The organism is Bacteroides mediterraneensis, assembly GCF_025993685.1.
In the GTDB taxonomy this organism is placed as follows: Bacteria; Bacteroidota; Bacteroidia; order Bacteroidales; family Bacteroidaceae; genus Phocaeicola; species Phocaeicola mediterraneensis_A.
On record NZ_DAJPEN010000001.1, the window covers coordinates 1,860,057 to 1,884,623 of the forward strand.

Annotated in this window: 19 protein-coding genes and 1 pseudogene; 7 read left to right on the top strand and 13 right to left on the bottom strand. The window is 51.1% G+C overall.

The genetic code is table 11. The annotated features are described in order from the left end of the window. Positions 1-37: 37 nt before the first annotated feature. The 3 genes from htpG (at position 38) to OIM59_RS07925 (ending at position 4,746) form a co-directional block, all read left to right on the top strand. Entirely contained in the window at positions 38-2,089 is a 2,052-nt protein-coding gene (gene htpG / locus OIM59_RS07915; RefSeq protein WP_303896055.1) for a molecular chaperone HtpG, read from the top strand. A gap of 125 nt (positions 2,090-2,214) precedes the next feature. After that, a complete protein-coding gene (serB, locus tag OIM59_RS07920) occupies positions 2,215-3,447 on the top strand; it encodes a phosphoserine phosphatase SerB (protein ID WP_299172156.1) in 1,233 nt (410 codons plus the stop codon). A gap of 21 nt (positions 3,448-3,468) precedes the next feature. Next, positions 3,469-4,746 (top strand): DEAD/DEAH box helicase, encoded by a 1,278-nt coding sequence (locus OIM59_RS07925; RefSeq protein ID WP_299172153.1) that lies wholly within the window; start codon positions 3,469-3,471, stop codon positions 4,744-4,746. Between the two features lie 329 nt (positions 4,747-5,075). On the opposite strand, the gene OIM59_RS07930 is transcribed toward OIM59_RS07925, so the two are convergent. The 3 genes from OIM59_RS07930 to OIM59_RS07940 all read right to left on the bottom strand — a co-directional run bounded on the left by OIM59_RS07930 (position 5,076) and on the right by OIM59_RS07940 (position 7,531). Next, positions 5,076-5,876, bottom strand: coding sequence for an RNA methyltransferase (locus OIM59_RS07930; RefSeq protein WP_299172151.1), 801 nt, complete (start codon positions 5,874-5,876; stop codon positions 5,076-5,078). 88 nt (positions 5,877-5,964) lie between these two features. Further along, positions 5,965-6,537 (bottom strand): flavodoxin, encoded by a 573-nt coding sequence (locus OIM59_RS07935; protein ID WP_299172148.1) that lies wholly within the window; start codon positions 6,535-6,537, stop codon positions 5,965-5,967. Positions 6,538-6,922: 385 nt separating this feature from the next. Continuing rightward, complete coding sequence (locus OIM59_RS07940) at positions 6,923-7,531, bottom strand: hypothetical protein (protein ID WP_299172145.1); 609 nt, start codon at positions 7,529-7,531, stop codon at positions 6,923-6,925. Positions 7,532-7,684: 153 nt separating this feature from the next. On the opposite strand from OIM59_RS07940, the gene OIM59_RS07945 reads away from it, so the two are divergent. Then, positions 7,685-8,323: a DUF1847 domain-containing protein gene (locus OIM59_RS07945; protein ID WP_177866084.1), complete on the top strand. Its 639-nt coding sequence runs from the start codon at positions 7,685-7,687 to the stop codon at positions 8,321-8,323. A 248-nt stretch (positions 8,324-8,571) separates the two neighbouring features. On the opposite strand, the gene OIM59_RS07950 is transcribed toward OIM59_RS07945, so the two are convergent. From OIM59_RS07950 to OIM59_RS07970, 6 genes and pseudogenes are all read right to left on the bottom strand, one after another. Next, a complete protein-coding gene (locus OIM59_RS07950; RefSeq protein ID WP_299172138.1) occupies positions 8,572-10,119 on the bottom strand; it encodes an ATP-binding protein in 1,548 nt (515 codons plus the stop codon). 132 nt (positions 10,120-10,251) lie between these two features. Continuing rightward, positions 10,252-10,812, bottom strand: a complete 561-nt coding sequence (locus tag OIM59_RS07955; RefSeq protein ID WP_299172135.1) for a flavin reductase family protein — start codon at positions 10,810-10,812, stop codon at positions 10,252-10,254. A 36-nt stretch (positions 10,813-10,848) separates the two neighbouring features. Next, positions 10,849-11,829 (bottom strand): hypothetical protein, encoded by a 981-nt coding sequence (locus tag OIM59_RS18710; RefSeq protein ID WP_369695928.1) that lies wholly within the window; start codon positions 11,827-11,829, stop codon positions 10,849-10,851. Continuing rightward, positions 11,803-12,837 (bottom strand): annotated as a pseudogene (locus OIM59_RS07960) (alcohol dehydrogenase); the annotation flags it as partial. The pseudogene OIM59_RS07960 and the gene OIM59_RS18710, both read right to left, overlap by 27 nt. 11 nt (positions 12,838-12,848) lie before the next feature. Next, positions 12,849-13,151, bottom strand: coding sequence for a TIGR04076 family protein (locus tag OIM59_RS07965; protein ID WP_072542471.1), 303 nt, complete (start codon positions 13,149-13,151; stop codon positions 12,849-12,851). A gap of 13 nt (positions 13,152-13,164) precedes the next feature. Next, positions 13,165-13,560: a DUF1810 domain-containing protein gene (locus tag OIM59_RS07970; RefSeq protein ID WP_299172132.1), complete on the bottom strand. Its 396-nt coding sequence runs from the start codon at positions 13,558-13,560 to the stop codon at positions 13,165-13,167. 533 nt (positions 13,561-14,093) lie between these two features. Between OIM59_RS07970 and OIM59_RS07975 the strand changes: the two genes are divergently transcribed. Beyond that, entirely contained in the window at positions 14,094-16,028 is a 1,935-nt protein-coding gene (locus tag OIM59_RS07975; protein ID WP_299172130.1) for an AAA family ATPase, read from the top strand. A 120-nt stretch (positions 16,029-16,148) separates the two neighbouring features. Here OIM59_RS07975 and OIM59_RS07980 read toward each other — a convergent pair whose 3' ends face one another. Beyond that, on the bottom strand, positions 16,149-16,658 hold the full coding sequence (locus OIM59_RS07980; protein WP_299172128.1) for a lipocalin family protein: 510 nt from the start codon (positions 16,656-16,658) through the stop codon (positions 16,149-16,151). A gap of 349 nt (positions 16,659-17,007) precedes the next feature. Here OIM59_RS07980 and OIM59_RS07985 point away from each other — a divergent pair, with 349 nt between their 5' ends. Together OIM59_RS07985 and OIM59_RS07990 are read left to right on the top strand one after the other, a co-directional pair. Continuing rightward, positions 17,008-18,978 (top strand): DUF3857 domain-containing protein, encoded by a 1,971-nt coding sequence (locus tag OIM59_RS07985; protein WP_299172126.1) that lies wholly within the window; start codon positions 17,008-17,010, stop codon positions 18,976-18,978. Positions 18,979-19,014: 36 nt separating this feature from the next. Further along, positions 19,015-20,652, top strand: a complete 1,638-nt coding sequence (locus tag OIM59_RS07990; protein WP_299172124.1) for a DUF3857 domain-containing protein — start codon at positions 19,015-19,017, stop codon at positions 20,650-20,652. Positions 20,653-20,770: 118 nt separating this feature from the next. Here the strand turns inward: OIM59_RS07990 and OIM59_RS07995 are convergent, their stop codons facing one another. From OIM59_RS07995 to OIM59_RS08005, 3 genes are all read right to left on the bottom strand, one after another. Beyond that, positions 20,771-22,075, bottom strand: a complete 1,305-nt coding sequence (locus tag OIM59_RS07995) for a hypothetical protein (RefSeq protein ID WP_299172121.1) — start codon at positions 22,073-22,075, stop codon at positions 20,771-20,773. Positions 22,076-22,195: 120 nt separating this feature from the next. Next, a complete protein-coding gene (locus tag OIM59_RS08000) occupies positions 22,196-23,422 on the bottom strand; it encodes a hypothetical protein (RefSeq protein ID WP_299172119.1) in 1,227 nt (408 codons plus the stop codon). A gap of 41 nt (positions 23,423-23,463) precedes the next feature. Then, on the bottom strand, positions 23,464-24,561 hold the full coding sequence (locus tag OIM59_RS08005; protein ID WP_299172116.1) for a DUF4932 domain-containing protein: 1,098 nt from the start codon (positions 24,559-24,561) through the stop codon (positions 23,464-23,466). Positions 24,562-24,567: the final 6 nt, after the last annotated feature.

Genomic DNA, 24,567 nt, shown 5'->3' on the forward strand with positions numbered 1-24,567 from the left:
AAAATTTTTATTCGACAATCATAAAAAATAAAGAGATATGCAAAAAGGTAATATCGGGGTTACAACAGAGAACATCTTCCCCATCATCAAGAAGTTTTTGTACAGTGATCATGAAATATTCCTCCGCGAGCTGGTTTCAAATGCCGTGGATGCCACTCAAAAGTTGAAGACACTGGCTTCTACCGGTGAATTCAAAGGCGAACTGGGCGATTTGACCGTCCGCGTAAAAGCCGACAAGGACAACGGTACCATCACCATCAGCGACCGTGGTCTGGGTATGACGGCCGAGGAAATCGACAAATACATCAACCAGATTGCCTTCTCCGGCGCCAACGACTTCCTGGAGAAATACAAGGACGACGCCAACGCCATCATCGGTCACTTCGGTCTGGGATTCTACTCTGCCTTCATGGTAGCCAAGAAGGTGGAAATTATCACCCGTTCTTACAAGGACGACGCCAAAGCCATGAAATGGAGTTGCGACGGTAGTCCGGAATTTACTCTCGAAGAAACAGAGCGTAACGACCGGGGTACCGACATCATCCTGTATGTGGACGACGATTGCAAGGAATTCCTGGAAGACTCTCGTCTGCAGGGCTTGCTCACCAAATATTGCCACTTCCTTCCGGTACCGGTAGCTTTCGGAAAGAAGAAAGAATGGAAAGACGGCAAGCAGGTAGAAACGGAAGAAGACAACCTGATTAACGACACTTGTCCTATCTGGACCAAGAAACCGTCGGAACTGAAGGAAGAGGACTACAAGAAGTTCTATCGCGACTTGTATCCGATGGCCGACGAACCGTTGTTCTGGATTCACCTGAATGTGGACTATCCGTTCAACCTGACGGGTGTGCTCTACTTCCCGAAAATCAAGAGCAACATCGACCTGCAACGTAATAAGATTCAGTTGTATTGCAATCAGGTCTATGTGACCGACTCCGTAGAAGGCATCGTGCCGGACTTCCTGACCCTGCTTCACGGTGTCATCGACTCACCGGATATTCCGTTGAACGTTTCCCGTTCTTACCTGCAGAGCGATTCGAACGTGAAGAAGATTTCGACTTACATCACCAAGAAGGTGGCCGACCGTCTGCAATCTATCTTCAAGAACGACCGGAAAGAGTTTGAAGAGAAATGGGACGACCTGAAAATCTTCATCAACTACGGTATGCTGACGCAGGAAGACTTCTACGAAAAGGCTTCCAAGTTTGCCCTGTTCAAGGATACAGACAACAAATACTATACGTTCGAAGAGTACCAGACCCTAATCAAGGACAGCCAGACCGACAAGGACGGCAACCTGATTTATCTGTATGCCAACAACGCCGACGAGCAGTACACTTACATTGACGCGGCCAAGAACAAAGGCTACAACGTGCTGTTGCTCGACGGCCAGCTGGATGTGCCGATGATTAACATGCTGGAACAGAAGTTCGAGAAGAGCCACTTCACCCGTGTGGATAGTGACATCATCGACCGCCTGATTGTGAAGGAAGAACAGAAGGGCGAAGAATTGCCAGCCGACAAGCAGGAAGTGCTCAGCACCTTGTTCAAAGGCCAGATGCCGAAAGTGAAGAAGACCGAATTCCACGTAGAAGCACACGCCTTGGGCGAAAGCGCCGCTCCGATTGTCATCACACAGGCCGAATACATGCGCCGTATGAAGGATATGGCCAGCATCCAGCCGGGCATGAGCTTCTATGGCGAAATGCCGGACATGTTCAACCTGGTACTGAACACTGACCATCGTCTGATTAAGCAGGTATTGAGCGAAGCAGAAAGCGCTTGTGCCGAGAAACTGGTACCGGTGGAATCTGAAATCGCCATGCTGACTTTGCGCCGCAACGAGTTGCACAAGGCTCAGGAAGGCAAGAAGGACGAGGAAATTCCGACTACGGAGAAAGACGAACTGAAGGATGTAGAAAAGAAAATCGACGCCCAGAAGGCTGAAAAGGAAAACATCCTCAACGGCTATGCCGCCGACAACAAAGTGGTTCACCAGCTCATCGACCTGGCTCTGTTGCAGAACAACATGTTGAAAGGAGAAGCCCTGACCAACTTCGTGAAACGAAGCGTGGAAATGATTTAATTTACCCCTCAAAATAGGGAAAGCCATTCCTGCAAGCCCGCAGGGATGGCTTTTTTTGTGCCTTTTATGCCATCGGATAGAAGATAATTTGTACATTTGCAAAGATATCACGCAAACAAACAACCATGGAAAACAAAACTGAATTGATATTAATCCGTATCAGCGGAGTGGACAGGCCGGGGCTGACCGCATCGGTGACCGCAATCTTATCGAAATACCAGGTAGACATTATGGACATCGGACAGGCCGACATCCACAGCACCCTGTCGCTGGGCATTCTTTTCAAATGCTCCGACAAAGATTCCGGAAATATCATGAAGGAGCTGCTTTTCAAGGCATCAGACTTGGGTATCAACATCCGTTTCTACCCCATCAGCGCGGAGGAATATGAAACATGGGTCGGCCTGCAAGGCAAGAACCGTTATATCCTGACCTTGCTGGGCCGGAAGCTGACCGCTGAACAGATTGCCGGTGCCACCCGGATTCTGGCGGAACAACAACTGAACATCGACGGCATCCGCCGTCTGACGGGACGTATCCCGCTCGACGAGAAAAAAGCCAACGTGCGGGCCTGTATCGAATTCTCGGTCAGAGGCACTCCGAAAGACCGCGAGGCCCTGCAGAGCCAGCTGATGCAGCTGAGTGCGTCGCTGGGAATGGACTTCTCCTTCCAGCAGGACAACATGTACCGCCGCATGCGCCGACTTATTTGCTTCGATATGGATTCTACCCTGATTGAAACGGAAGTCATCGACGAACTGGCCATGCGTGCCGGTGTGGGCGACCAGGTAAAGGCTATCACGGAAAGGGCCATGCGGGGAGAAATCGACTTCTGCGAAAGTTTCAAGGAAAGGGTGGCCCTGCTCAAAGGCTTGGATGAAAGTGTGATGCGCGACATCGCCGAACATCTGCCCATTACCGAAGGTGTGGAACGCCTGATGTTCGTGCTCAAACGCTACGGCTACAAGATAGCCATCCTCTCGGGAGGATTCACCTACTTCGGCAACTACCTGAAAGACAAGTTCGGCATCGACTACGTGTACGCCAACCAGCTGGAAATCGTGGACGGGAAACTGACCGGACGCTACTTGGGCGACATTGTGGACGGGAAGCGGAAGGCTGAACTCCTGCAATTGCTGGCACAGGTGGAGAAGGTGGACATCGCACAGACCATTGCCGTGGGCGACGGAGCCAACGACCTGCCGATGCTCTCCGTGGCGGGACTGGGAATCGCCTTCCACGCCAAGCCGAAAGTAGTGGCCAACGCCCAGCAGTCCATCAACACCATCGGAATCGACGGGGTACTCTACTTCCTGGGATTCAAGGATTCTTACCTCGACGAACGGGGAAAACTATAACGACAAGCATAAAACCAAGATATGAAGTTTTCAGAACTGAACTTAGAAGATAGCGTCCTCGATGCATTGGACGCCATGAATTTCCAGGAATGTACGCCCGTGCAGGAGCACACCATTCCGGTCATCCTGGAAGGAAAAGACCTGATTGGCGTGGCCCAGACAGGTACGGGGAAAACAGCAGCTTATCTGCTCCCGGTGTTGAACCAGTTGAGCAAGGGAGGCTATCCGGAGGATGCCATCAATTGCATCATCATGTCGCCTACCCGCGAACTGGCCATGCAAATTGACCAGCAGATGGAGGGTTTCTCGTATTTCATGCCCGTTTCAAGCGTGGCAGTGTACGGCGGGAACGACGGCATCCGTTTTGAACAGGAAAAGAAGGGACTGACCCTGGGGGCCGATGTGGTCATCGCCACTCCCGGACGACTCATCAGTCACCTGAGTCTGGGATACGTGGACTTGTCGAAGGTATCGTTCTTCATCCTCGACGAAGCCGACCGAATGCTCGACATGGGATTTGCGGAAGATATCATGCAGATTGTGAAATACCTCCCCAAGGAACGGCAGACCATCATGTTCTCGGCTACCATGCCGGCCAAAATCCAGCAACTGGCCAAGACCATCCTTCACGACCCGGTGGAAGTGAAACTGGCGGTATCCAAACCGGCGGACAAGATTATCCAGGCGGCCTACATCTGCTACGAGGCACAGAAGTTGGGCATCATCCAGTCACTCTTCCAGTCGCAGGAGCCGGAACGGGTGATTATCTTTGCTTCTTCCAAGCTGAAGGTGAAGGAAGTGACCAAGGCTCTGAAGCGGATGAAGCTGAACGTGGGCGAAATGCACTCCGACCTGGAACAGAGCCAGCGGGAAGAAATCATGCACGAGTTCCGCAACCGCCGCATTGACATCCTGGTAGCTACCGACATCGTGGCCCGCGGTATCGACATCGACGACATCCGCCTGGTCATCAATTACGATGTACCCCATGATAGCGAGGACTATGTACACCGCATCGGACGTACGGCCCGTGCCAACAACGACGGATGTGCCATCACGTTTGTGAGCGAAACGGAACAGACCCGCTTCAAACAGATTGAGAATTTCCTGGGAAAAGACATATACAAGCTTCCCTTACCCGAAGAAGTGGGCGAAGGCCCGGCTTATGCTCCCCGTACTTCCAAGAAAGGCGGAGGCAACAAGCAGGTCAAGAATTTCTCCCGCAACAAAAAAAGCGGATGGAAGAAAAAGGGAGGCAACCAGCCGAGAAAACAAGGCGAACGGACGGTGAAAAATTAAATCCATCCGTTCGTGGGCTTCTACAAGAAGCCAGAGTTCCTACCGGTTATTAGATTTCTGAATCGGGCAAGAAACGGCATCCATAACAAAACGTGTAAATACAAACTTTTCAAGACTACAGATTTCCTTGTTATTCCATTCCTTGACCAAACGAGAAATCCGTTTCTCAATCTGTAATATTCCTTTCTCAAAACGCCTTTGCGTTTAAAGCAAAACGCAAGTGCATTTCAAACAAAACGTCCTTGCGTTTCGAGTCAAACGCAAGGACGTTCTAGTCCAAACGCCTAAGCGTTTTTGTCAGACTTATAACTATTTGTTTTTCAACTAATTTACAAAACCCTCAGTTCCCAAAAGGCCACGGCCGAAGCCGCCGCCACATTAAGCGAATCCACCCCGTGCGCCATGGGAATACGCACCACGTAGTCGGCCCCCTCGATGGCCGCTTCCGGCAGTCCGTCGCCCTCGGTACCCATCACCAGAGCCAGGCGCGGCTCCTCTTTCAACGGCGGATAGTCCAGCGGCACGGAACGGTCGGTCAATGCCATGGCAGCCGTGCGGAAACCCAGTTCCTTCAACCGCTCCAGCGGACGGTCGACCCACGTCCAGGGCACCAGAAACACCGAACCCATCGACACCCGCACCGCCCGGCGGTTCAGCGGGTCGCACGAATCGGGTGTGAGCAGCACGGCATCGATGCCCAGTGCGGCTGCCGAACGGAAAATGGCCCCGATGTTGGTGGTATCGACCACCCCGTGGATAACCACCACCCTGCGGGCCCCGCGGCAGACCTCTTCCACCGGGCGAAAAGCCGGACGCCGCATGGCACACAGCACGCCCCGCGTCAGCGTATAGCCCGTAAGCCGGGCCAGCAAGTCCCGGTCGCCCGTATAGACAGGCAGGTCGGCCATCCGCCGCACAAGGTCCTCCGCATCGCCCGTAAGGTGCTTCCGCTCGCAGAGCAGCGACACAGGTTCATATCCGGCCTCCAGGGCCACCCGGATGACTTTCGGACTCTCGGCAATAAAGATGCCCCGCTGCGGGTCAAGACGGTTGCGCAGCTGGGCTTCGGTCAGGGTGCTGAACACGTCCACTCCGGGATGCGCCAGCGAGGTGATTTCGATAACGGGCATAACACAATCTGTTTTCAATATGCGGCAAAGTTACGACATCTGCCGCACATTCCGCGAATTTCCCCGCTGGAAAATCACGCGCCGCCTGTCAGCGGAGGCAGCCGAGTTTCTCCACCCACGTGCGGATGTCACTCTCGCTGGCCCGGTTGAGCAAGCGCCCTTCCGTCCATTGCAGGGACGGATACGCCACCTTGAGCGCCTTCACGCTCGGACCGATACCGCTGCCGCCCGAAGTGGCAAAAGGCACGAGCGTCTTACCCTTCAGGTCGTGACTTTCGATAAAGGTATTGATGATTCTCGGTGCCACGCCCCACCAGATGGGATAACCGATGAACACCACGTCGTAGGCCGCCATATCCGTCTTCTTCGTCTTCAAGGCCGGACGCGCCTTCTCGTCGTTCATCTCTACCGAACTCCGCGACTGCTTGTCGTGCCAGTCCAGGTCGGCTGCCGTGTAAGCCTGTCGGGGAGTCACGGCAAACAATTCCCCGCCCGTCACGCGGGCCAGTTTCGCTGCTGCCTCGGCAGTAGTGCCTGTGGCCGAAAAATACGCCACCAGGATTTTCACATCATGTGTCATAGGCTGAGTCTTTTGTTTCTGTGCACAGGCCGTCAGGGTCACGCCGCAAAGTAAGGCCAGTGCCATAAAAATCTGTTTCATAGTTCCTCCTCGTTTCATTGGTGATGGGGCAAAGATAGTCTGTTTTCCTCACATCCCCGCAACCCGTTTTCCTGCGGGAACTACCCCGTTTACGGTTTCCGACTCAGGATTCTCCCTGCTTCTACAGCTCCGCGAGAACTTCAGCACCACCGAACGGTAAGTCCCGGCTCGCGCACACAGAGAGAAATCAACGTATGCCCGCACTCGGGATGCACACACTGGCGGTCGTCAATGAACTAACTTGCCAAGAACACGTTCGAAAAATCAAGCCCCTTCAGTCCTTTCATAGTCTACTCTATTATCATTTCTTACAAAAACAGACGGGAGAGACAATTCCCCTTTTGCCCTCCCGTCCAATAAAATGATCTGAAACGTGAAAAACAGTTCAGACCGCACGAGCCTCCTGCAACGGAGTCTCGTTTTCTTCCCGTTCGCGAGGGCCCGGTCCCGGCCGGTCGCCCTTCGGCATCGGCGGCAGAACCTGCGGTTTCCGAGTCTGCCAGATTTCATACTGTTCGTCGGTGAGAATCTTGCGGATTTTCTTCTCCCGCTTTTCCTGCTCCTTCTGCATCTCCTCGGCATGCGCCTTCATCCGTTCTTCCGGCGTCATATCATCCGCATCTCCTCCCATGCCAGGGAATCCTCCCCCTTGCGGGGGCATACCTCCTCCCATGGGCGGACGTCCTCCCCCTCTCGGCGGTCTTCCTCCCATGGGAGGCTGTCCGTTCATTCCTCCGGGATGACGCTCCATCAGGGCTTCCACTTTTTCCTTCTCTTCCTTCAGGAAGAGCTTGTAAATCTTCTTGTACTGCTTCTCCGTGAGGTCCAGCATCTTGTCCATCTCGTCGGTCCGCCGCTGCGCCGCCTTTTCCGGATTAGGCACCTCTTTCTTTTGCACCTTCTCCTGCGGCGTGTCAAGGCGGGTGGTGGCATTTGCGCCCATCGGAGCACACAGCAGAGCCAGTCCACAAGCTATCCACATCATTTTCTTCATCTTACACACAATTTTAATGAAAACTAATCGGAAGCGAATGTAGGCATCTGTTCCCATTTCTGAAAATAGAATCCACCAAATGCGGATTTCTGTCTACCAATTGGAAATAAATCTCGTATATTTGCCCCCAGTTAAACCAATCACACCCATCACATGGAAAAAGAAACGACACCTACCTGTGTGGACTGCGGCACACAGAACTGCAAATTCAAAGACCGCACTTATCCTGATTTCTGCCTGACGACCCACCTGAAGGAGGAAGACCGCCAATGGGCACTGGAGCGTTACGAAGAGGACCGCAACCACGACATCATGGTGGCCAGTGCGGAAGTGGAATACGAAGGCTATTGCCAGTGGACCCGCGTACAGGAAATCATGGAGTTTGCCCGGAAAATCGGTGCGCACCGCATCGGCATTGCCAATTGCATCGGCCTCATCCGCGAGGCACGTATCTTCGCCCGCATCCTCCGCGCCAACGGTTTCGAGGCATATTCCGTCATCTGCAAGGTGGCCGGACAGCCCAAGACGTCAGTAGGCATCCCTGCCCAGTGTGAGAGCATCGGGGCCGCCATGTGCAACCCGATTCTGCAAGCCCGCCTGCTGAACGAGGCACACACCGACCTGAATGTGGTCATCGGTCTCTGCGTGGGGCACGACAGTCTGTTCTACAAATACTCGGATGCGTATGTCACCACCCTCGTCACCAAGGACCGTGTGACGGGCAACAATCCGGCAGCGGCACTCTATACCGCCGAATCGTATTACAAGAAGAAGTTTTTTGGAGGGAAATAGATAAGTCTAGAGGATGGAATCCCTTGCGTGCTTTCAGACACAGTGTACATTCCTTATCTTCCAAGACCCTCATACAAAAATCAAAGCAACGGATTCCCTATTTCATCCACACAGGGCTTTACTGAAAACCCATTGTTTCTACTAAACAAATTGGATGAATCATAGATTTCACAAAACAATAAGGCCTAATCCCATTGAATGGAATCAGGCCTTATTCATCCTATATTTTCAAAATTGAAACGTAATTTTCACGCCACAATCCACCGCTCGATGCTCCGGGTCGCGTCACTGAAGTTCACTCCCACCTTGACCACTTTCCGACCGTCCGCTGCAAAAGCCGAAGCATAACCTTTCTCCTGTATCTGCTGCAGGGCCTCCTCGGCGGTGCCGTTCAACTTGAACTCCATCACATAAATATAGTCGGCAGTCTTCAACACCAGGTCCACCCGACCGCGCGAAGTCCGGTATTCCACTTCCGTGTGGAAACCCATCAGCTTGAACACGATGTAGAGGATATTCTGGTAATGCACCTCCCGGTCGCGGGCCAACTCGTAGGGCGTATCGTCGAAGAACGTCTGCAGCCGGCTCAGGAAACCGTCCACATCCCCCTTACGCACCTCGCCCACAAAGCACTGAATCTCGTAGGGCGACTTGCTGGTGCTCACCGACGCATAGTTGGGCAGCAGAAAGCGAAAAAAGCCCTGCTCCACCTCCCGGTTCGGGAAACCCAGCGTATAGTTCTCAAACTCCGAATTGTAATCCTTTATGGTCAGGTACCCGCTCTGGTAGATGACAGGCACCGGGTCCGTGGAAGCCGCATCGATGGAGTCCAGCACCGGACCGCTAGTCACGATGTGCTCGATTTCATCCACCCGGTAATGGTGAAGTTTCATCAGTTCCACCAGGTAAGTCGGCGTGCCCGTCTCGAACCAGTAGCTGCCTATCTGCTTCTTGGCAAAGGTATTCAACAGACTGAAAGGATTGTACATCCCCACCGACTTGTAACAGAAATGATAGCCGTCGTAGTTTTCCTGCAACAAAGCGCAGGCTTTTGCGGAATCCACGCCTAGATTGTCCGCCAGCGCGTGAATGTCCTCCTCAAAATACGCATGAAGTTCCGCATCGCTGATACCGCAGAGCTCCGCATAGCGGTTGTCCATCGATATGTCCATCAGATTGTTCAAGTCGCTGAACACGCTCACCTTACTGAACTTCGTCACGCCCGTCAGCATCGCAAAATAAATGGAACCGTCGCACGACTTGAGTGCCCCGTAAAACGCCTTGAGCGTGTTGCGGAAACGAGTCTGCAAATCCGGGTTTGTAATGGTCTGAAGCATCGGCTTGTCATACTCATCAATCAGAATCACCACCTTCTGCCCCGTCTGCTCGTACGCCCGCTGAATGACATACATGAAACGTTCTTCCGGCACACGGTCTTTTTTCTCATCGCCATACAGTTTCTCCCATCCCTCCAGATTCTGATTCAGAATACCCAGCAAAGATGCATCATCGTAATAGTTGCGGGTATTCAAATCCATGTGCAGTACGGGATGTACCGTCCAGTCTTTCTCCAGACGTTCCATGGCAAGGCCCTTGAAAAGTTCCTTCTTCCCCTGAAAATAAGCCTCCAGCGTGGAAATCATCAGGCTCTTCCCGAACCGACGGGGACGGCTCAGGAAATAATACTTCCCAGTCTGTACCAGGTTATATAAAAGAGAGGTCTTGTCTACATAAATATACCCCCTGCTGCGGAGATCTTCGAAATTCTGTATGCCTACCGGATAAAGTCTGTTCATGGCCGTTTCGTTTTAATCCTTTCGTACACACAAAGGTAAGATTTATCTGCCGCAATTCCTAATCTGGCAGAATGAAAAAACCGCCACGCATCCTGCTGAAGACACATAGCGGCTTTTTTTACCTCACTGATTCTACTTCAATGCTTTCCCGTCGGAGAAGGCATTGCCCACTTTCTCACCGACGACCAGATACTGGTGATGAATCGGATCAAAGGTAATCGGTTTCAGACGGGCAGGGTCAATCTTTCCGTTCTCGTCCAGAATCTCTTCTGCGGCCGACACATTGACAATACGGCCTACCAGGTGGTTGCTCTCCTTGTCGTACGAAACCAGTTCACATTCCAAGGTCATCGGCAATTCCTCGATAATCGGGGCATTCACGAACTCCGACTTCAAGGCATGGAAGCCCGCCTTGGCAAACTTGTCCGGCTCTCTCTTCCCGGAAACAAGACCTACATAGTCGCAGGCCACTACCTGACCGGCTGTCGCCATGCTCACGGTGAAAGCCTTCGTAGCCAGAATGTTCTGGGTCGTCTTATGGCCTTCAGCCAGGCAGATGCCCACCATGTTGTCCGTATAAACTCCTCCCCACGCGGCATTCATGGCGTTGGGTTTTCCATTCTCATCGTACGCAGCCACGATAAAGACGGGCATCGGGTACAACCATGTGTTTACTCCAAAATTTTTTCGCATAGTCTGTATATTTTAAAAACAACATCTTTCAGATTCTCAATACAAATACCTGTCCTGCAAATATTCTTTCCATTTTCTGTCTTCCTCGCAAGAGAAAAACACATAATGCCCCATTGCTTCAAACAACTGCTCATAAGTAAGAGGAAGGAAGGTGCTCCGGCCTTTCTCTGTCAACAGGCACTCATATTCAGGAAGCACCTTCTCATAGTGCCTGTTCCCAGAAGGATATAAATGAACCGACAAGAAACGGCGGATATCATGATGCTGTACCATCGACATTCCAAGTATATGATTGCGCCACAACTGACGGTAATCATCTTCTATCAGAACTTTTGGAAAGGCTTCCTCGTCTGTGGTAGCAGAAAGCGTGTGATAGCATCCACTCTGAAGGGTGACATGCAGATACTCTTCACTCAGTTTCTCCCGGGTATGCCTATATTCAGATGAACCCGGCTGCAACTTATAGGCCATCTCCGTGTATTTCACTTCTATGCCGATTCCACAGAAAGCATCCGAATTATCCTTGTACCCAATGTAACAGTCAAACGAGGTACCGTCATTCAAATAGCGCCAACCATCGGCCGTATCTCTTGGAAAAGGAGCATACTCAATCCGGATACAGGTCACCTCCTTCACATCCAGTCCCGTCAACTCCCGCAAGAGTCCACCACAAGCTTCTTTTGCGCGGGAAGTAAGTCCCATCGGAAAAAACAGGTTCCATGGAATATGTTCACTACGGAGCAGGTTGGCCCATAACGGCTGTCTGTACGCCCCTATGGCAGACAAGATTTCTTTCCGGAAACCTTCGTAGAAATTCAATCCTTTCCGGGCATCCTTTTCCTGAAACACATTTCCATAATAATTCTTCGTACCATCCTGCCGATTCAATGAATTGGCCTCACATCCCACCCGCAAACAGTTCCGACGGAAATCAGATTGTTTGGTCCGGGCAATACGCTGCCACTCCGTATCTCCTGCATAAGGCTCGACTTTTTCAGTTACCGCCACCTTAATCACCCCGTCCAGACGGTTTTCGAAGATGCGGTAGGCCTCTTCTATCTCGTTGAGGGGGAAGCGGTGCGTGATGAGCGGTGTGGTGTCAATCTTACCTTCCGCAATCAGCCGGAGGATTTCGGCACAATCGCAGCCGTCTACCCCTCCCGTCTTGAAGGTGAGGTTCTTGCCGTACATGTCGGGCAAGGGAAGCACCTGCGGACGGTCGTACAAGGCGACGACGGTCACGATGGCATTCGGACGAGCACATTCCCAAGCCAGACGGAAGGTGTCATCGGCTCCAGCCACCTCGATGACCACGTCGGCTCCTCCGTGCGCACTGTGGGCTTTCACGAATGCCTGACACTGCTCCGGGGTAGTGACCAGTACCTCGGGATAATGCGTCTGCACGAAACGGATACGCTCTTCCGACTTCTCACACACAATGAGGCGGCGCGGATGCTTCAGCCGGGCACAGAGCAGCGTGCAGATTCCCGTGGGTCCGGCCCCAATCAGCAGCACCGTATCGTCGGGCGTGATTTCCGAGATGCGCGCGGCCCAGAAGCCAGTGGCCAGGATGTCGCCCACGAAAAGCGCCTGCTCATCCGTCACCCCGTCGGGAATACGGTTCAGTCCCTGGTCGGCATGCGGCACCCGCACGTATTCCGCCTGACCGCCGTCGATACGGCAACCCAGTGCCCAACCTCCGTCGGGGTCCTCGCAGTTGTTCACATATCCGTGGCGGCAGAAGAAACACTCTCCGCAGAAAGTCTCCACATTGACCGTCACCCGGTCGCCCGGTTTCACGTTCGTGACTTCCGCTCCCACCTGCTCCACGATACCCACCATCTCATGGCCCACCGTGATGCCCGGTACGGCCCGCGGCACACTGCCGTGCTTGATGTGCAAATCGCTGGTGCAGATACTTCCCAAGGTGACGCGCACCAAGGCATCCTTCGGGTCTTTCAGCATGGGCATCGGCTTCTCCAGCAAGGCGAACTGCCCCTGTTTCATATAAGTATAAGCTAACATATCCTTCGGTATTAATCGATTACTTCAATCAGGAAACTTACCGGACGGAAACCGTCGTTGCACGAAATCATGGCCGAGCGCTCGTTCTTCATCCAGCCGTCGTAGAAATTGCTTCCCCCGTGCGCCAGTGCCATCACGAAAGGCGACATGCTCTGCCACGCACTCTCACACAGTCCCTCGGGCTTCTCCCAGCCGTGGGCGATGAACACCTGCCCTTCTTCCATATCGCAGGGATGTTCGAGGGGATTCTCGTACTGCGCCATCAGGTCGTGGTAGCACGCCTTGCGCATCACGGTTATTCGGATATCTTTCATGGCTTCCTCCTTCTTATTTAGAGAAATACGCTTTCAGCACCTCGGTAAACACATCGTCCGGGGAGACCTTGTCGAACAGCTGCATTGAACTATGCAGTTTCAGTACATCCACCTCCGAACCCATCAGTTGCCGTACTGTACGATGTCCGCGATGCGCCAGCAAGGCACGGGTGATTTCCCGCAGACGCGTCCCCAATACCGGATGCGCCAGATAGGCCCGGGCCTCCTCCTCGCCATCCAATCCGTAGAATTGTGAATTGTAACTGTATCCCAGTCCCTTCTCCTGAGGGAAAATATACCAAATCCAATGGCTCTGCTTGCCACCCTTCCGGATTTCCTTCAATGCTACGGGATACATGTCTTCCTGAGCATCCAGAAACCGTTGCAGATTAAAATTCGTATGACCCATATATTTCCTCGTTTTTATCGTCACTCAAAATTAGAGATAATCTTCCAATCCCACAAGCGCTTTTTCTGCATTCTTTTTCCCGTTATATCCGTGGATGTTTTCTTTTTTCGGACAGAAGAACAAAAGGACATATTTTTTTGTGTGCACTCCACTCCGTTATTCATTATTCATTATTAATTATTCATTTATTCTTCTTTAATTCAAGAGTTATGCTTATCTTTGTTCCGAACCTCCGCTTAAAGGAGATTTCATCGCACTTTGATTTTATATACAACAAATGATCGTTAAAGATGTCACACCGAGTTTTCGTTACGTTCCGCTGAGGTCCTGACCGGATTTTTCTCAGCTTAGGAATCGAATGAATCATTGCTTCCGACAAGGAGGCCGGGATGGTTGTGCTCTTTGACGTACTAGCGCGTACCTCTCTTTCAATGGGGAAACGAGAGGGACTTTTCTACTCCCGCAGACCGTTCGTGCCTGCAGGTTTCAGCTTTATCCATTTATTTTTTCACTTTAAAACCCATTTGTTGTATATGAAAAATCTTATGTTACGTGCTTCCCGCACTTTTTCCGAAGAACTTTATGCTCCCGAATATGCTCAGAACCACCTCGCTGTGGAACTCTCTCATCCCGACGGCTTTACCGATGCGCAGGAACTTTCCATCCGCGTATACTCCGACGAATACCGTTTCTTAGGTTGCGATGCCCGCGAACTGCCGAGAAAAAATCTCCGCAAAGTCCGCTTCGATATCTGTTCTGATGAGGTATGGGGTGTCGGTCTCTACCGCATCTATATCTACCGCAACGGGCGTCCGATGGGATGGGTCCTCCTGGAACTCTATGCCGGCTACGAACGCTGGGACAAGGCCGAGGTGGAGGATTTCCAAACCCGCCCGGAAGAAAGATACTTCGCCGAGAAATTCTGTTTCCTGCCCTTGTTCGACCGACTGCTACGGGAAGGAAACGACGGCAACTTCATCCGGCAGTTCATCGAGCTGTTCCATGCCCTCGACAGCCGTCAGCTTCCCGTGCCCCACTTGCTCGTGACGGGCGACCAGGCTCGTGCCTGTGCCATCCGTCTGCTGGCCTTCCATTTCTGTGAGAAGCGGCCGTCGTTCTGCTACCATTTCTCTTTGCGGGAACTGCTGAACGGTTCTCTGAAATGGCCACAGCTTCAGCAGAAAATCAGCCAGAAGAAGGTGGTAGTGGTAGAAGTGCCCTACCTGACTTACTCCGACCAGGATACTCTCCTGGTCGACCTGCTGGGACAGTGGCTGGAGCAGACCGGTACCTCCGGTCCTCGCTTCATCTTCTATGGGGCACTGGGAGCCACCTGCCAGCTGCGGACCTACAGTGAGGCAATGGAACGGCTCTTCATCGAGCAGAACACGATTTATACTCCCGACCGTCCCGCCGATACCGACCCGGATGAAGAGACTCCGGCCGACTTGCTTGCCCTGCCGTTTGACGAGGAAGACATGCTTCTGGGAACCGACAGTCTCGCACCAAAAGGAACCGATGATCTCGACTTGGGAGGAACCGACGACATGCCAGCGAAGGATACTGCCGACAAGGAACCGGATGCCGAACAGGCCTTGCAGGAGATGGTGGGACTGACGCGCCTGAAAGAGGACCTGGAAGAAGCACGACTGCTGGCCCGCTTCACGAAGAAACGGCAGGAACTGGGACTTGATACGTCGCCGGAAAACCGTCACCACATGCTGTTCCTCGGTAATCCGGGTACGGGAAAGACTACGGTGGCCAAGCTCATCGGACAAATGTATCATCAGATGGGACTGCTTTCCGTGGGGCATACCGTGGAGACCTGCCGCACGAACCTCGTGGGCGAATTCATCGGAGAGACGGAAAAGAAGACCAGAGAAGCCATCCAGGAGGCACGGGGCGGCGTGCTCTTCATCGACGAGGCCTACACGCTGGTGACCACCCGGGAGGAAACGAGGGATTTCGGCAAGGAAGTCATCCATGCCCTACTCTCCGTGCTCTCGGAACCCAATCCCGACCTGATTGTCATCCTGGCCGGCTACGAGGACAAGATGCAGTTGCTGATGCGCACCAACCCGGGCTTGCAGGACCGCTTCCCGCTCCAGTTCCACTTTGACGACTACACGGCGGACGAGCTGCGGGAAATGGCGCACCGCTACCTGGAGAAACGGAGCTTCCAGCTGGCGCCTGCCGCAGACGAGGCCCTGTACCGCCTCATCGTGGAAGCCACCGACCACCGAGACGCCCATTTCGGCAACGGGCGCTGGGTGCACAACCTGATAGAACAGGGTCTCATCAAGAGCATGGCCCGGCGCATCATGTCGCTGCCTACCCTGCCCGACGACACCCTCCTGTTCCGCACCATCGAGGTGGAAGACGTACAGGCTGCCAGCCGTCACCTTCGCGGCAACCGAATGCTGAAACTGGAACCGCAGCCCACACGCCGCATCGGTTTCCGGGCCTGAGACAGCCATCATCTTATCAATTGGAATCCACAAAAAATCTCCTGCTTTCGCCCTATTCATCAAGGCAAAGCAGGAGATTTTTTTGTATTAAAAACGCTTTCCGCAATTGAGCTCCTTCCATTAATTAAACACCAACCTATCTGTGTCATATCCGCGTTTCCGCAGCTCATCAAGAAGTTGCTGAAGCACGCCGTCGGGCAGTTTCTCTTCCCGGCTCATAATCCACAGATACTTGTCGCTGCTGCTGCCAATCAGCACATAGCGGTAGTCCGGGTCGATGTCGAGCACGTAATAATCGGCATAGAACCACAGGAAGAATGATACCTTCAGTTTGCCGGGGTCATTCGGGTCGGGCTGTTTCGCCTTACCGGTGATTTCCTTGTATTTCCCGTCCTTGTATCCCGCGTTCAGCACCTCGATACGCCCATTCGGAAGCAAGGTGTAAGTGGCCGTCACACGGCTCATTCCTTTTTCAAAACGATGGTCGTAGCGGGCTATCTCATACCATTTTCCCATGAAGCGGGACACGTCGAACTGCGCCACCGTCCGGTTGTCTATCTGGGTGGAATTCCCGCCCTGGCAGCTGCCCAATCCCAGCAGGACACACAAAAGAATCAGAATCTGTTTCATCACGCATATATTTTAAGGTTCATCTTCTACAAATATAGGAAAACTAACTTAATTCTGAAGGAATCCAAGAAAAATAATACGATTCCCGACGAATGACCAAACCCGCTTTCCATAGCCCCAGTTTCCAACCAGTCAATGCCAGCCTTCATCTGTCCCTGAAACAAACAATCCCGAAAGCACACCGTCTTTCCCGAAGCGAATCGTCCTTCTTCCAGAGAGCCCGAGCAGTTGTCATTCTGACACAGATTCGACTCATTTAAAAATAAAAGCACACAAGCATTAGGCCATCACACAAAGAATGTATAAATTTATGCCGTTTTTATAATCAGGAAACCTATTTAAAAGGAATATGAGAAAGACAAAACTATTTTTTGTAGGCACCTTCATCCTGATGCTGGGAGGAACGGTGGTACATGCCCAGTCGTGGAAAAACGGCGGGAACATTGCGCTGGATAAACAGTATGCCAGCTATCCTTGTGTGAACTTATTGGACAGTACGAGTGTAACGGTAGAACCCACCGGACAAGGTTCGTTTGCGGTCTGCCGGGCCGTGCGGGTACAGACACCTGCCGGAGCCTTGCAGCAACGGGTATTGAAATACGATTACGACCCGCTGACAGCCGCCGCCACCTTCAAGCGGGTGACCATCTATCATACCGACGGAACATATACGATGGTCGACGTCAGCAAGACCTGCGATTATGCCGCTCCGGCCAGAGCCATTTACTGGGGAGCCCGCCAGATTATGCTGGAGTTGGGTGCCCTGAAACCGGGCGATATCGTCGACTATGAAATCGACAAGAAAGGATTCACCTACGCCCTGTTGGCCGACCTGCCGCAGGAAGGAGACGACTCACGTTTCATTCCCCCGATGCGCGGGCAGTTCTACGACATCGTACCCTTCTGGGCCACCGAGCCGACCCTGCGGAAAGTGTACCGCGTCAGCCTTCCGGCCGAAAAAGAAATCCAGTTCCAGTTCTACCAGGGCGACTGTGCCTCCTCCATGCGCTACGAGGACGGACGGAAAGTCTACACCTTCGCCAAAAACGAAATCATGCCCTTCCGCCGCGAACCGAACATGGTGGATTTCTATGACGCCGCACCGAAACTGATGATGTCTACCACTGCCGACTGGAAAGAGAAGTCGCGCTGGTTCTATGGCGTCAATGAAGACTACGGCAGCTTTACTGCCATTCCGGAAGCCCAGAAAAAGGTAGACGAACTGATTCGCGGCAAGAAGACCGAGATGGAGAAAATCGCCGTGCTGACCCACTGGGTGGCCGACAACATCCGTTATGCGGGAATCTCCATGGGGAAAGGTGAAGGATTCACCCTGCACAATCTGAAGATGGATTACACCGACCGCTGCGGCGTGTGCAAGGACATTGCCGGTACCCTGATTTCCTTCTTGCGGATGGCAGGATTCGAAGCCTTCCCGGCCATGACCATGGCGGGCAGCCGCGTGGAGACCATCCCTGCCGACCATTTCAATCACTGTGTGGCCGTGGTAAAGCTCAGTGACGGTACACTGATGCCCCTCGACCCGACCTGGGTACCTTTCTGCCGGGAACTGTGGAGCAGTGCCGAACAGCAGCAGAACTACCTGCCGGGCACCCCGGAAGGCACCGACCTGTGCCTGACTCCGATTTCCGACCCGGAAAACCATTACGTGCGCATCAAGGCCCAGAACACCCTCGACGAGAAGGGCGCACTGAAAGGCTCCTTCACCATCGAAGCCGAAGGACAGAGCGACAGCAACATCCGACGCATCTTCACCACCGGCTTCCAGAGCGAATGGAAACACTCCATGGAACGCCAGCTGTTGAACGTCTCCCCGAAAGCCCGGCTGGAAAGTGTGGACTATGGTCGTGCACCGAAAGACTATCAGAAAGCTCCCATCCGGATTACGTTCCGCTATACCATTCCAGGGTATGCCCTGAAAGGCGAGGAAGGCGAACTCATCTTCAAGCCCTTCGTGCTGAACAACCTCTATACCCAGGTCCTCTCCTACCTGCGGATTGATACCAGCCTGGAGAAACGGGCCTACGGCTTCAAGGACGGCTGCTCCCGTCTGGTTAAAATGGAAGAAAACCTGAAACTTCCGGCCGGATACAAATGGCAAGGAAAGGAAAAACAGGACCAGATGGACGGTACGGGTGCCGGATTCACCGGAAGCCTGAAACAGAGCGGTAACCAGCTGCAGTTGAAAACCTCCCTGCGGTTGAAGAAGCGTGTCTATGAAGCAGCCGACTGGGACAGCTTCCGCAAGGCAGTGAACACCGCCAAAGGATATGGAGAATATATGGTAATCAAAAAGTAATCCCTTATGCGAGGGCTTAACATGAAACGAAAAGCAATGAAAACATTATCGATTTACATAGGAATCATAGGAATGCTTTTGCTGGCTGTCCTGCCGGCCAAAGCCGCATCGGAAGCGGAGTTCCGCAAACTTTCGAAGACCTATACCCTGCGGGCCGACGGCAGCCAGGAGGTACGGGTACAAAAGGAACTGACCCTGTTCACACATGCCGCCATGAACAGCTTGTATGGAGAAACCTTTATCGTGTACGACCCGAACTTCCAGAAGTTGGAAATCCACGAATCCTACACCCGTCAGAAAGATGGTACCGTCATCCAGACTCCGGCCAACGCCCTGGTAGAGGTACTCCCCTCGGCAGCCGCCAATGCCCCGGCCTACAACCGCCTGAAAGAGATGGTCGTGGTGCACACCGGACTCGAACTGGGGGCCACCATCGTACTGGACTATTCCATCGTGAGCAAGGCCGGTTACCTGCCGGAACTGGATGTCTGCTGCCCGGTGAAAGAACTTTCCCCCATCAAGGAATATACCTTCCGTCTGAACGTTCCGGCCGGAAAAGCGGTACACTATGAACTGCTGAACGCTTCCGCCAAACCGGCCATTACCCAAGGAAGCGGCATGAAAACTTTTACCTGGACACTGAAAGATGTGAAACCCCATCCGTACGCTTATCCCTCTGCCAGAGGAGCCATGGGACAGGTACAGGCAGTGAGCAGCGGCATGATGCCCGTCTTCATAGCCTCCACCTGGCCGCGTTACGACGAAGCCCTGAAAAGCCTGAAAGATCAGTTCCAGCCCGGCAGCCGTTCCGTCATTGAAGCCAAAGTGGCCGAACTGACCCGAGGAATTGAAGGCAACCCGCAGGCCATCCGCAATGCCATTGCCGACTACATGGCCGGCCTGTATCAGCTGGGACGTTGCGGGGTATCCCTGCAAGAAGCTGGCTACCGCCTGCGTCCGGCTTCGGAAGTCATTCGCTCAGCCTACGGTACCCAGGCGGAACTGGTGAACCTGGATGTCACCTTGCAACAGGCTGCCGGACTGGAAGCGGAAGTGGCCGTCTGCGCCCTGCGTCCGTCCACGAAAGACAATCAGGGACTGTCCAGCCTCGTATCGGTGGTAGCCCAGAGCAAGCTGATGCCCGAAAAGGTCGCCCTGACCGGTACGGAAGAAGCCTGCCTGCAACCCTTCCTGACAGTGACCAACCTGGAAGGCAACCCCCTGACAATGGAAGCCTATCTGAGTGCCAAGGATATGCAGCAAACCGACACCCTGCAAGTAGACAAAGCCCAATTGCAACAGCCCGCCGAAGGCTGGGGAATCGTCGTCCTGCCCGACCCGACACCCGTACGTACCCTTTATGCGTATGCGGCCAACACGACCATTCCTGAAAGTATCCTTCTGCCTAGAACAATGAACTGTACACTGGAGACCATTGTCCGTCTGCCGGAAGGAATAAAAGTCACCCCGCGTGCCGACAAGGAAGTCAGCAACGCCTGCGGAAAAGTCGCCTTCAGCTACCAGCCGACGAAAGACGGCGTGAAAGTGACCCGCAGTCTCCGGATAAGCCGACAGCTGCAGACTCCGTCCAACTACAAGGAGCTGTATGCCCTGCTGGCAGAATGGCGGGATGCCAACAACCACACACTGGTGGTCAAGAAGGTGGCAGAATGACCTGAGAAAGAATCTTCATAAAAAAGGGAGGACCTTCGGTTTTGCGCCGGGTTCTCCCTTTTTGTGATACCTCATCATACGTCAGGACAAAATCAGCTTGTCTATCTTTCTTTTGCAACTATTTATCTGACACACATGCGACCTCCATGCAAATTTCACCTACCCCTGCTTTGCTTTCGTGGAGCATATCGATGAAGTCCGTATATCTCAACGGATACTTTCCTGCGTATTTCCGATAGAATCTGGCGATGAGACCCATCAGTTCGTCATACCCTATTTGCTTCGCAATACAATCCAACACCAGAGGTCCTTTTCTGTAAACAACGGTATTGTTGTTATTCAGCACTACATCCACAAGTGGCTCATCCTGAGGCGTACCCTTGATTTTCTCATACTCCGCCCTGCACTTGTCAAGCTGAGCTTCATAAGTTCGGACACCATAGAATTGACGGATAAACATGAGAGTCATAAACTCATTCAGCGATTCTTTGATGAAATAAGCACCCGGCTGTCCGTCATCAATGAGCAGCGTCCATTCACCCAGCCAGCGATGTCCTATCTCATGAACCAACGGATAGATATCGGGATAAGTGGAAAACTTCTCCTGCGAAGCGGAGATGAAGCCGATGTTATACCTGTTGCTGAACCCCTTTCCGTCGTGAAACAGATAAACAGGCAGAGTAGTTACATTCCGTCCTTCAGAAATATAATCTTCCCCATAGACTCTTCCAAAGAAAGCGATACTGGCTTTCGTCAGTTCAAGCAGTTCGTCATAACGTTCCTTACCGCATTGCATGTCCATAATCTGGTAAATGGACAATCTACCGGGGATATATTCTTCCGTCCGCTGATAAGTCTCACTCCGTATGAAGGCCAGCGTCAACGACTGCGACAGGATATGATGCAACTTACCACTGTATTTCGTGGCATTTTCCAGTTTCAACGGGTATGAACAAATCAAAGAAAGTGAGTCAGGGGTCTCCACATCCAGGTCCATATCCATGTAGGTATTCGGCACATAAGGATAAAAGTATTCACCGAAACTGGTCTCCCACAATTCCGCATCCCCTTCTCCATAGATGAAAAAAGCGGACAGATTGGTGTAGCTATACTCCATGTCGACGTGAACCGAATGTTTTGTCTTTTTATGGAATACGATATTCTTGGCTTCCCCATTATATTCATATTCAAATGCATCTCCCTTTACCGTCAGATTCTCAATCGAAAATTCCTGACCTCCACCCAAGTTCATTGAGACACTGTCTGCACATTGGAAATCCAAGTAGAACGAACAAGACACATGAAGGTTGGCTGCTTCCTGATTATCTTTGCAGATGAGAAGCTTATAATTCGAGATTTCTTCTGCCATTGCCGTATGGCATATCATCAAAATTAAAGTGAGGATGAAAATTATCTTTCTCATACAACCGTATGTTTGCACATGTTCAACTCCATTCTGTAATTCAAGACCTAAAAATGACCAAATAAGATATCGAGAATCTTTAAGAGGAAGCCTTTAAGGCATCACACCTGTACGATTATCTCAATCTGGGCTGGTATTACTGCTATCATAACTTTCAACCAAATCCAGTTTTCCATCTTTTATCCTGTAAAAGTTAATAATGTAATCCTTTAGAGGAACAAGTATCATGTTATCACTGTTTCTATATTTAAAGGAATATGGAACCGGAGATTTGATATGTGTAAGTTCTTCTTTTATATATACTCTTGCCACATCATAATCTGAGGATTTCAAAGAGTCAAATTTGTTTTCTTTTGGGTTTATCATCCATTGTGGATAGCCGTAAACATACTTCGTATGTGGAAAAACCACATAAAGGTCTCTTCCGGATGAGTTTTTCATGCCCACCTGCTTATTGTCAGGCCCGGTCAAAACAGACGGAACTTCGATGTGATAATAATCCAAAAGTTCATTATAATAGCTGCTTGATTCGGGTTCCGAATAAACGGTAAGATCTATTGTCAAAGGATTTATTTGGGCTATTTGGTTCAGATAAGATGCAAGTGAACGGGAAAGTTTCTCATTATTATGGGCAAATCCGCATATAATTACGAACTTATCCTGAGGATTGTTTTTGATGACTTTCAGTATATTTTCTGCCGAAACAGAATCTCTGTTTTTATATTCGTAACCGTCATAAGCATGCAGTTTGAATCCGGTTTGTATGGCATTCCTGACAAGATTTGCCATATTCGGTTCATTTGTATATATTCCCATTTCTCTTTCTGGATAAGCCACCCCCTCATATTCGGCAGATAAAGCTTCCATCAACAGATGCTTGTAACCATTGCCATATAAATCCTTTAATAAGGAATTGATAAAAGCGCGATGCTGCGGATATAAATGCGCTTCATTGAACATGATTATCTTTTCATCCAAAAAATTCTTCAAGATAAAATCTTTCGCATCTGATGGGGTAATTGTTTCTCTCAGTTCTTCGCTTTGCTTCAGCTTTTGTATGGGATTTCTAAAAAGCAAACCCGTTCTGTCCTTCTCTAAGATTCTGCCATTGAAAGTCTGGACTGTCATCAATGCCTGCCCATAGTAATCGCGGAATTTTTGATTTACATGAGTGCTGTCAATTTGGATTCTATGTTCTGCTTCCAAAAAATCCATATTGTTTTTCCATGCCTCACGCATATAATCAAAGGACCATAACGGGTTATTATAATCAATGTTTATTAATTGCGCAGAAATTGTACCGCAATAAAGTAACACGACTGATAAAAGCGAAAAAAATCTATTCATATAAGTCTCTCCTTAAGCAATTTAAAATAATAGCAGCTTCATTATTTTATCGCATCGAATCTTTCATTTTCCTTTTGAGCATATTCCTTGAAAAAGTCTGTCACACTCGGATAGAAATTCTCAAAGTTACCATATTTTGCCTGTTCTTTCTCGTATTTTCTCAGCAGGCTCACCAATTCCGGCATCCACCTGAAGTTTCGTTGCATCTGTTCCAACAGTTCATTCCTTATTTCTTCCGGTTTGTATGCCTTATCCAGCATATAACAGATTACAGCTGCGCGAACAAGTGACTCGTTGACCATGGTTTTCCAGTTATTGTATGCCTGTCTCGACATACTCCATTGTGAAGACTTGAACAAATCTACGGCAGCAGGCTCAAGTTCTTTTACGTATGCAGGATATTGGTTTTCATCCAGATAATGATTGATGAAGGAATGGTTAAATTCATGAATCAGTGTCGGCAGGTATTCCTTGCTATACATAGGCGTATCTTCCTTATCCACGTAATAGCCTACCACCGCAAAAACTTCCTTCTTTTTCCCTTTTACCTGCCGGTCTACTCCATAGTTTCCTCCACCGTTGCAAAAACCGATGATCACCGAAAAAACTTCCTGGGGTTCATTGCCATAGAAACGAGGATACCAGTCTATATCAAAATGGTTGATGACATTGTCTTGATAAGACTTGATTCCCTTTTCATAAAGGCTTTTATGGGCTTTGAAAAACGCATTGAAGTTTGTATCCTTATAAAAGCTGTTGAGATGAGACAAGAACTCATCCTTATCCACATTCTTCCATCTTTTGTCCAAGGTGGGGATGTCTTCTTCTATCAATGAAAGAGTACCGTTCCGGTTGTCCAGATGTATAGCCATGGACATGACCGCATCGAAAGAGATGCCATATCTGTTTCTGAGCTCTTTCATGTACCGGACTGCCGGATGCGCAGTATTATCTTTAAAATAGCTGTCCATGTCTTTTATATACTGCCCTGCCATATCCATGTGATATTCCTGAAATCCTGCCATACGGGACAAGATACTCATCAGTTCCACGTTTTCATTGACCTGCGGAACGACTGACTGCGCCTTTGCCCAAAGACAGCCCATGAGCAAGGCAAAAAGAATCATACATTTTTTCATATCGTA

Bases quoted from the DNA above. Each gene is read 5' to 3' on its own strand.
- OIM59_RS07980 (WP_299172128.1), bottom strand. From the start codon at position 16,658: ATGAAACAGATTCTGATTCTTTTGTGTGTCCTGCTGGGATTGGGCAGC.
- OIM59_RS07985 (WP_299172126.1), top strand. From the start codon at position 17,008: ATGAGAAAGACAAAACTATTTTTTGTAGGCACCTTCATCCTGATGCTG.
- OIM59_RS07925 (WP_299172153.1), top strand. From the start codon at position 3,469: ATGAAGTTTTCAGAACTGAACTTAGAAGATAGCGTCCTCGATGCATTG.
- OIM59_RS07950 (WP_299172138.1), bottom strand. From the start codon at position 10,119: ATGAACAGACTTTATCCGGTAGGCATACAGAATTTCGAAGATCTCCGC.
- OIM59_RS07965 (WP_072542471.1), bottom strand. From the start codon at position 13,151: ATGAAAGATATCCGAATAACCGTGATGCGCAAGGCGTGCTACCACGAC.
- OIM59_RS07930 (WP_299172151.1), bottom strand. From the start codon at position 5,876: ATGCCCGTTATCGAAATCACCTCGCTGGCGCATCCCGGAGTGGACGTG.
- OIM59_RS07970 (WP_299172132.1), bottom strand. From the start codon at position 13,560: ATGGGTCATACGAATTTTAATCTGCAACGGTTTCTGGATGCTCAGGAA.
- OIM59_RS07935 (WP_299172148.1), bottom strand. From the start codon at position 6,537: ATGAAACAGATTTTTATGGCACTGGCCTTACTTTGCGGCGTGACCCTG.
- OIM59_RS07975 (WP_299172130.1), top strand. From the start codon at position 14,094: ATGAAAAATCTTATGTTACGTGCTTCCCGCACTTTTTCCGAAGAACTT.
- OIM59_RS08005 (WP_299172116.1), bottom strand. From the start codon at position 24,561: ATGAAAAAATGTATGATTCTTTTTGCCTTGCTCATGGGCTGTCTTTGG.
- serB (WP_299172156.1), top strand. From the start codon at position 2,215: ATGGAAAACAAAACTGAATTGATATTAATCCGTATCAGCGGAGTGGAC.
- OIM59_RS07990 (WP_299172124.1), top strand. From the start codon at position 19,015: ATGAAAACATTATCGATTTACATAGGAATCATAGGAATGCTTTTGCTG.
- OIM59_RS07945 (WP_177866084.1), top strand. From the start codon at position 7,685: ATGGAAAAAGAAACGACACCTACCTGTGTGGACTGCGGCACACAGAAC.
- htpG (WP_303896055.1), top strand. From the start codon at position 38: ATGCAAAAAGGTAATATCGGGGTTACAACAGAGAACATCTTCCCCATC.
- OIM59_RS07995 (WP_299172121.1), bottom strand. From the start codon at position 22,075: ATGAGAAAGATAATTTTCATCCTCACTTTAATTTTGATGATATGCCAT.
- OIM59_RS08000 (WP_299172119.1), bottom strand. From the start codon at position 23,422: ATGAATAGATTTTTTTCGCTTTTATCAGTCGTGTTACTTTATTGCGGT.
- OIM59_RS07940 (WP_299172145.1), bottom strand. From the start codon at position 7,531: ATGAAGAAAATGATGTGGATAGCTTGTGGACTGGCTCTGCTGTGTGCT.
- OIM59_RS07955 (WP_299172135.1), bottom strand. From the start codon at position 10,812: ATGCGAAAAAATTTTGGAGTAAACACATGGTTGTACCCGATGCCCGTC.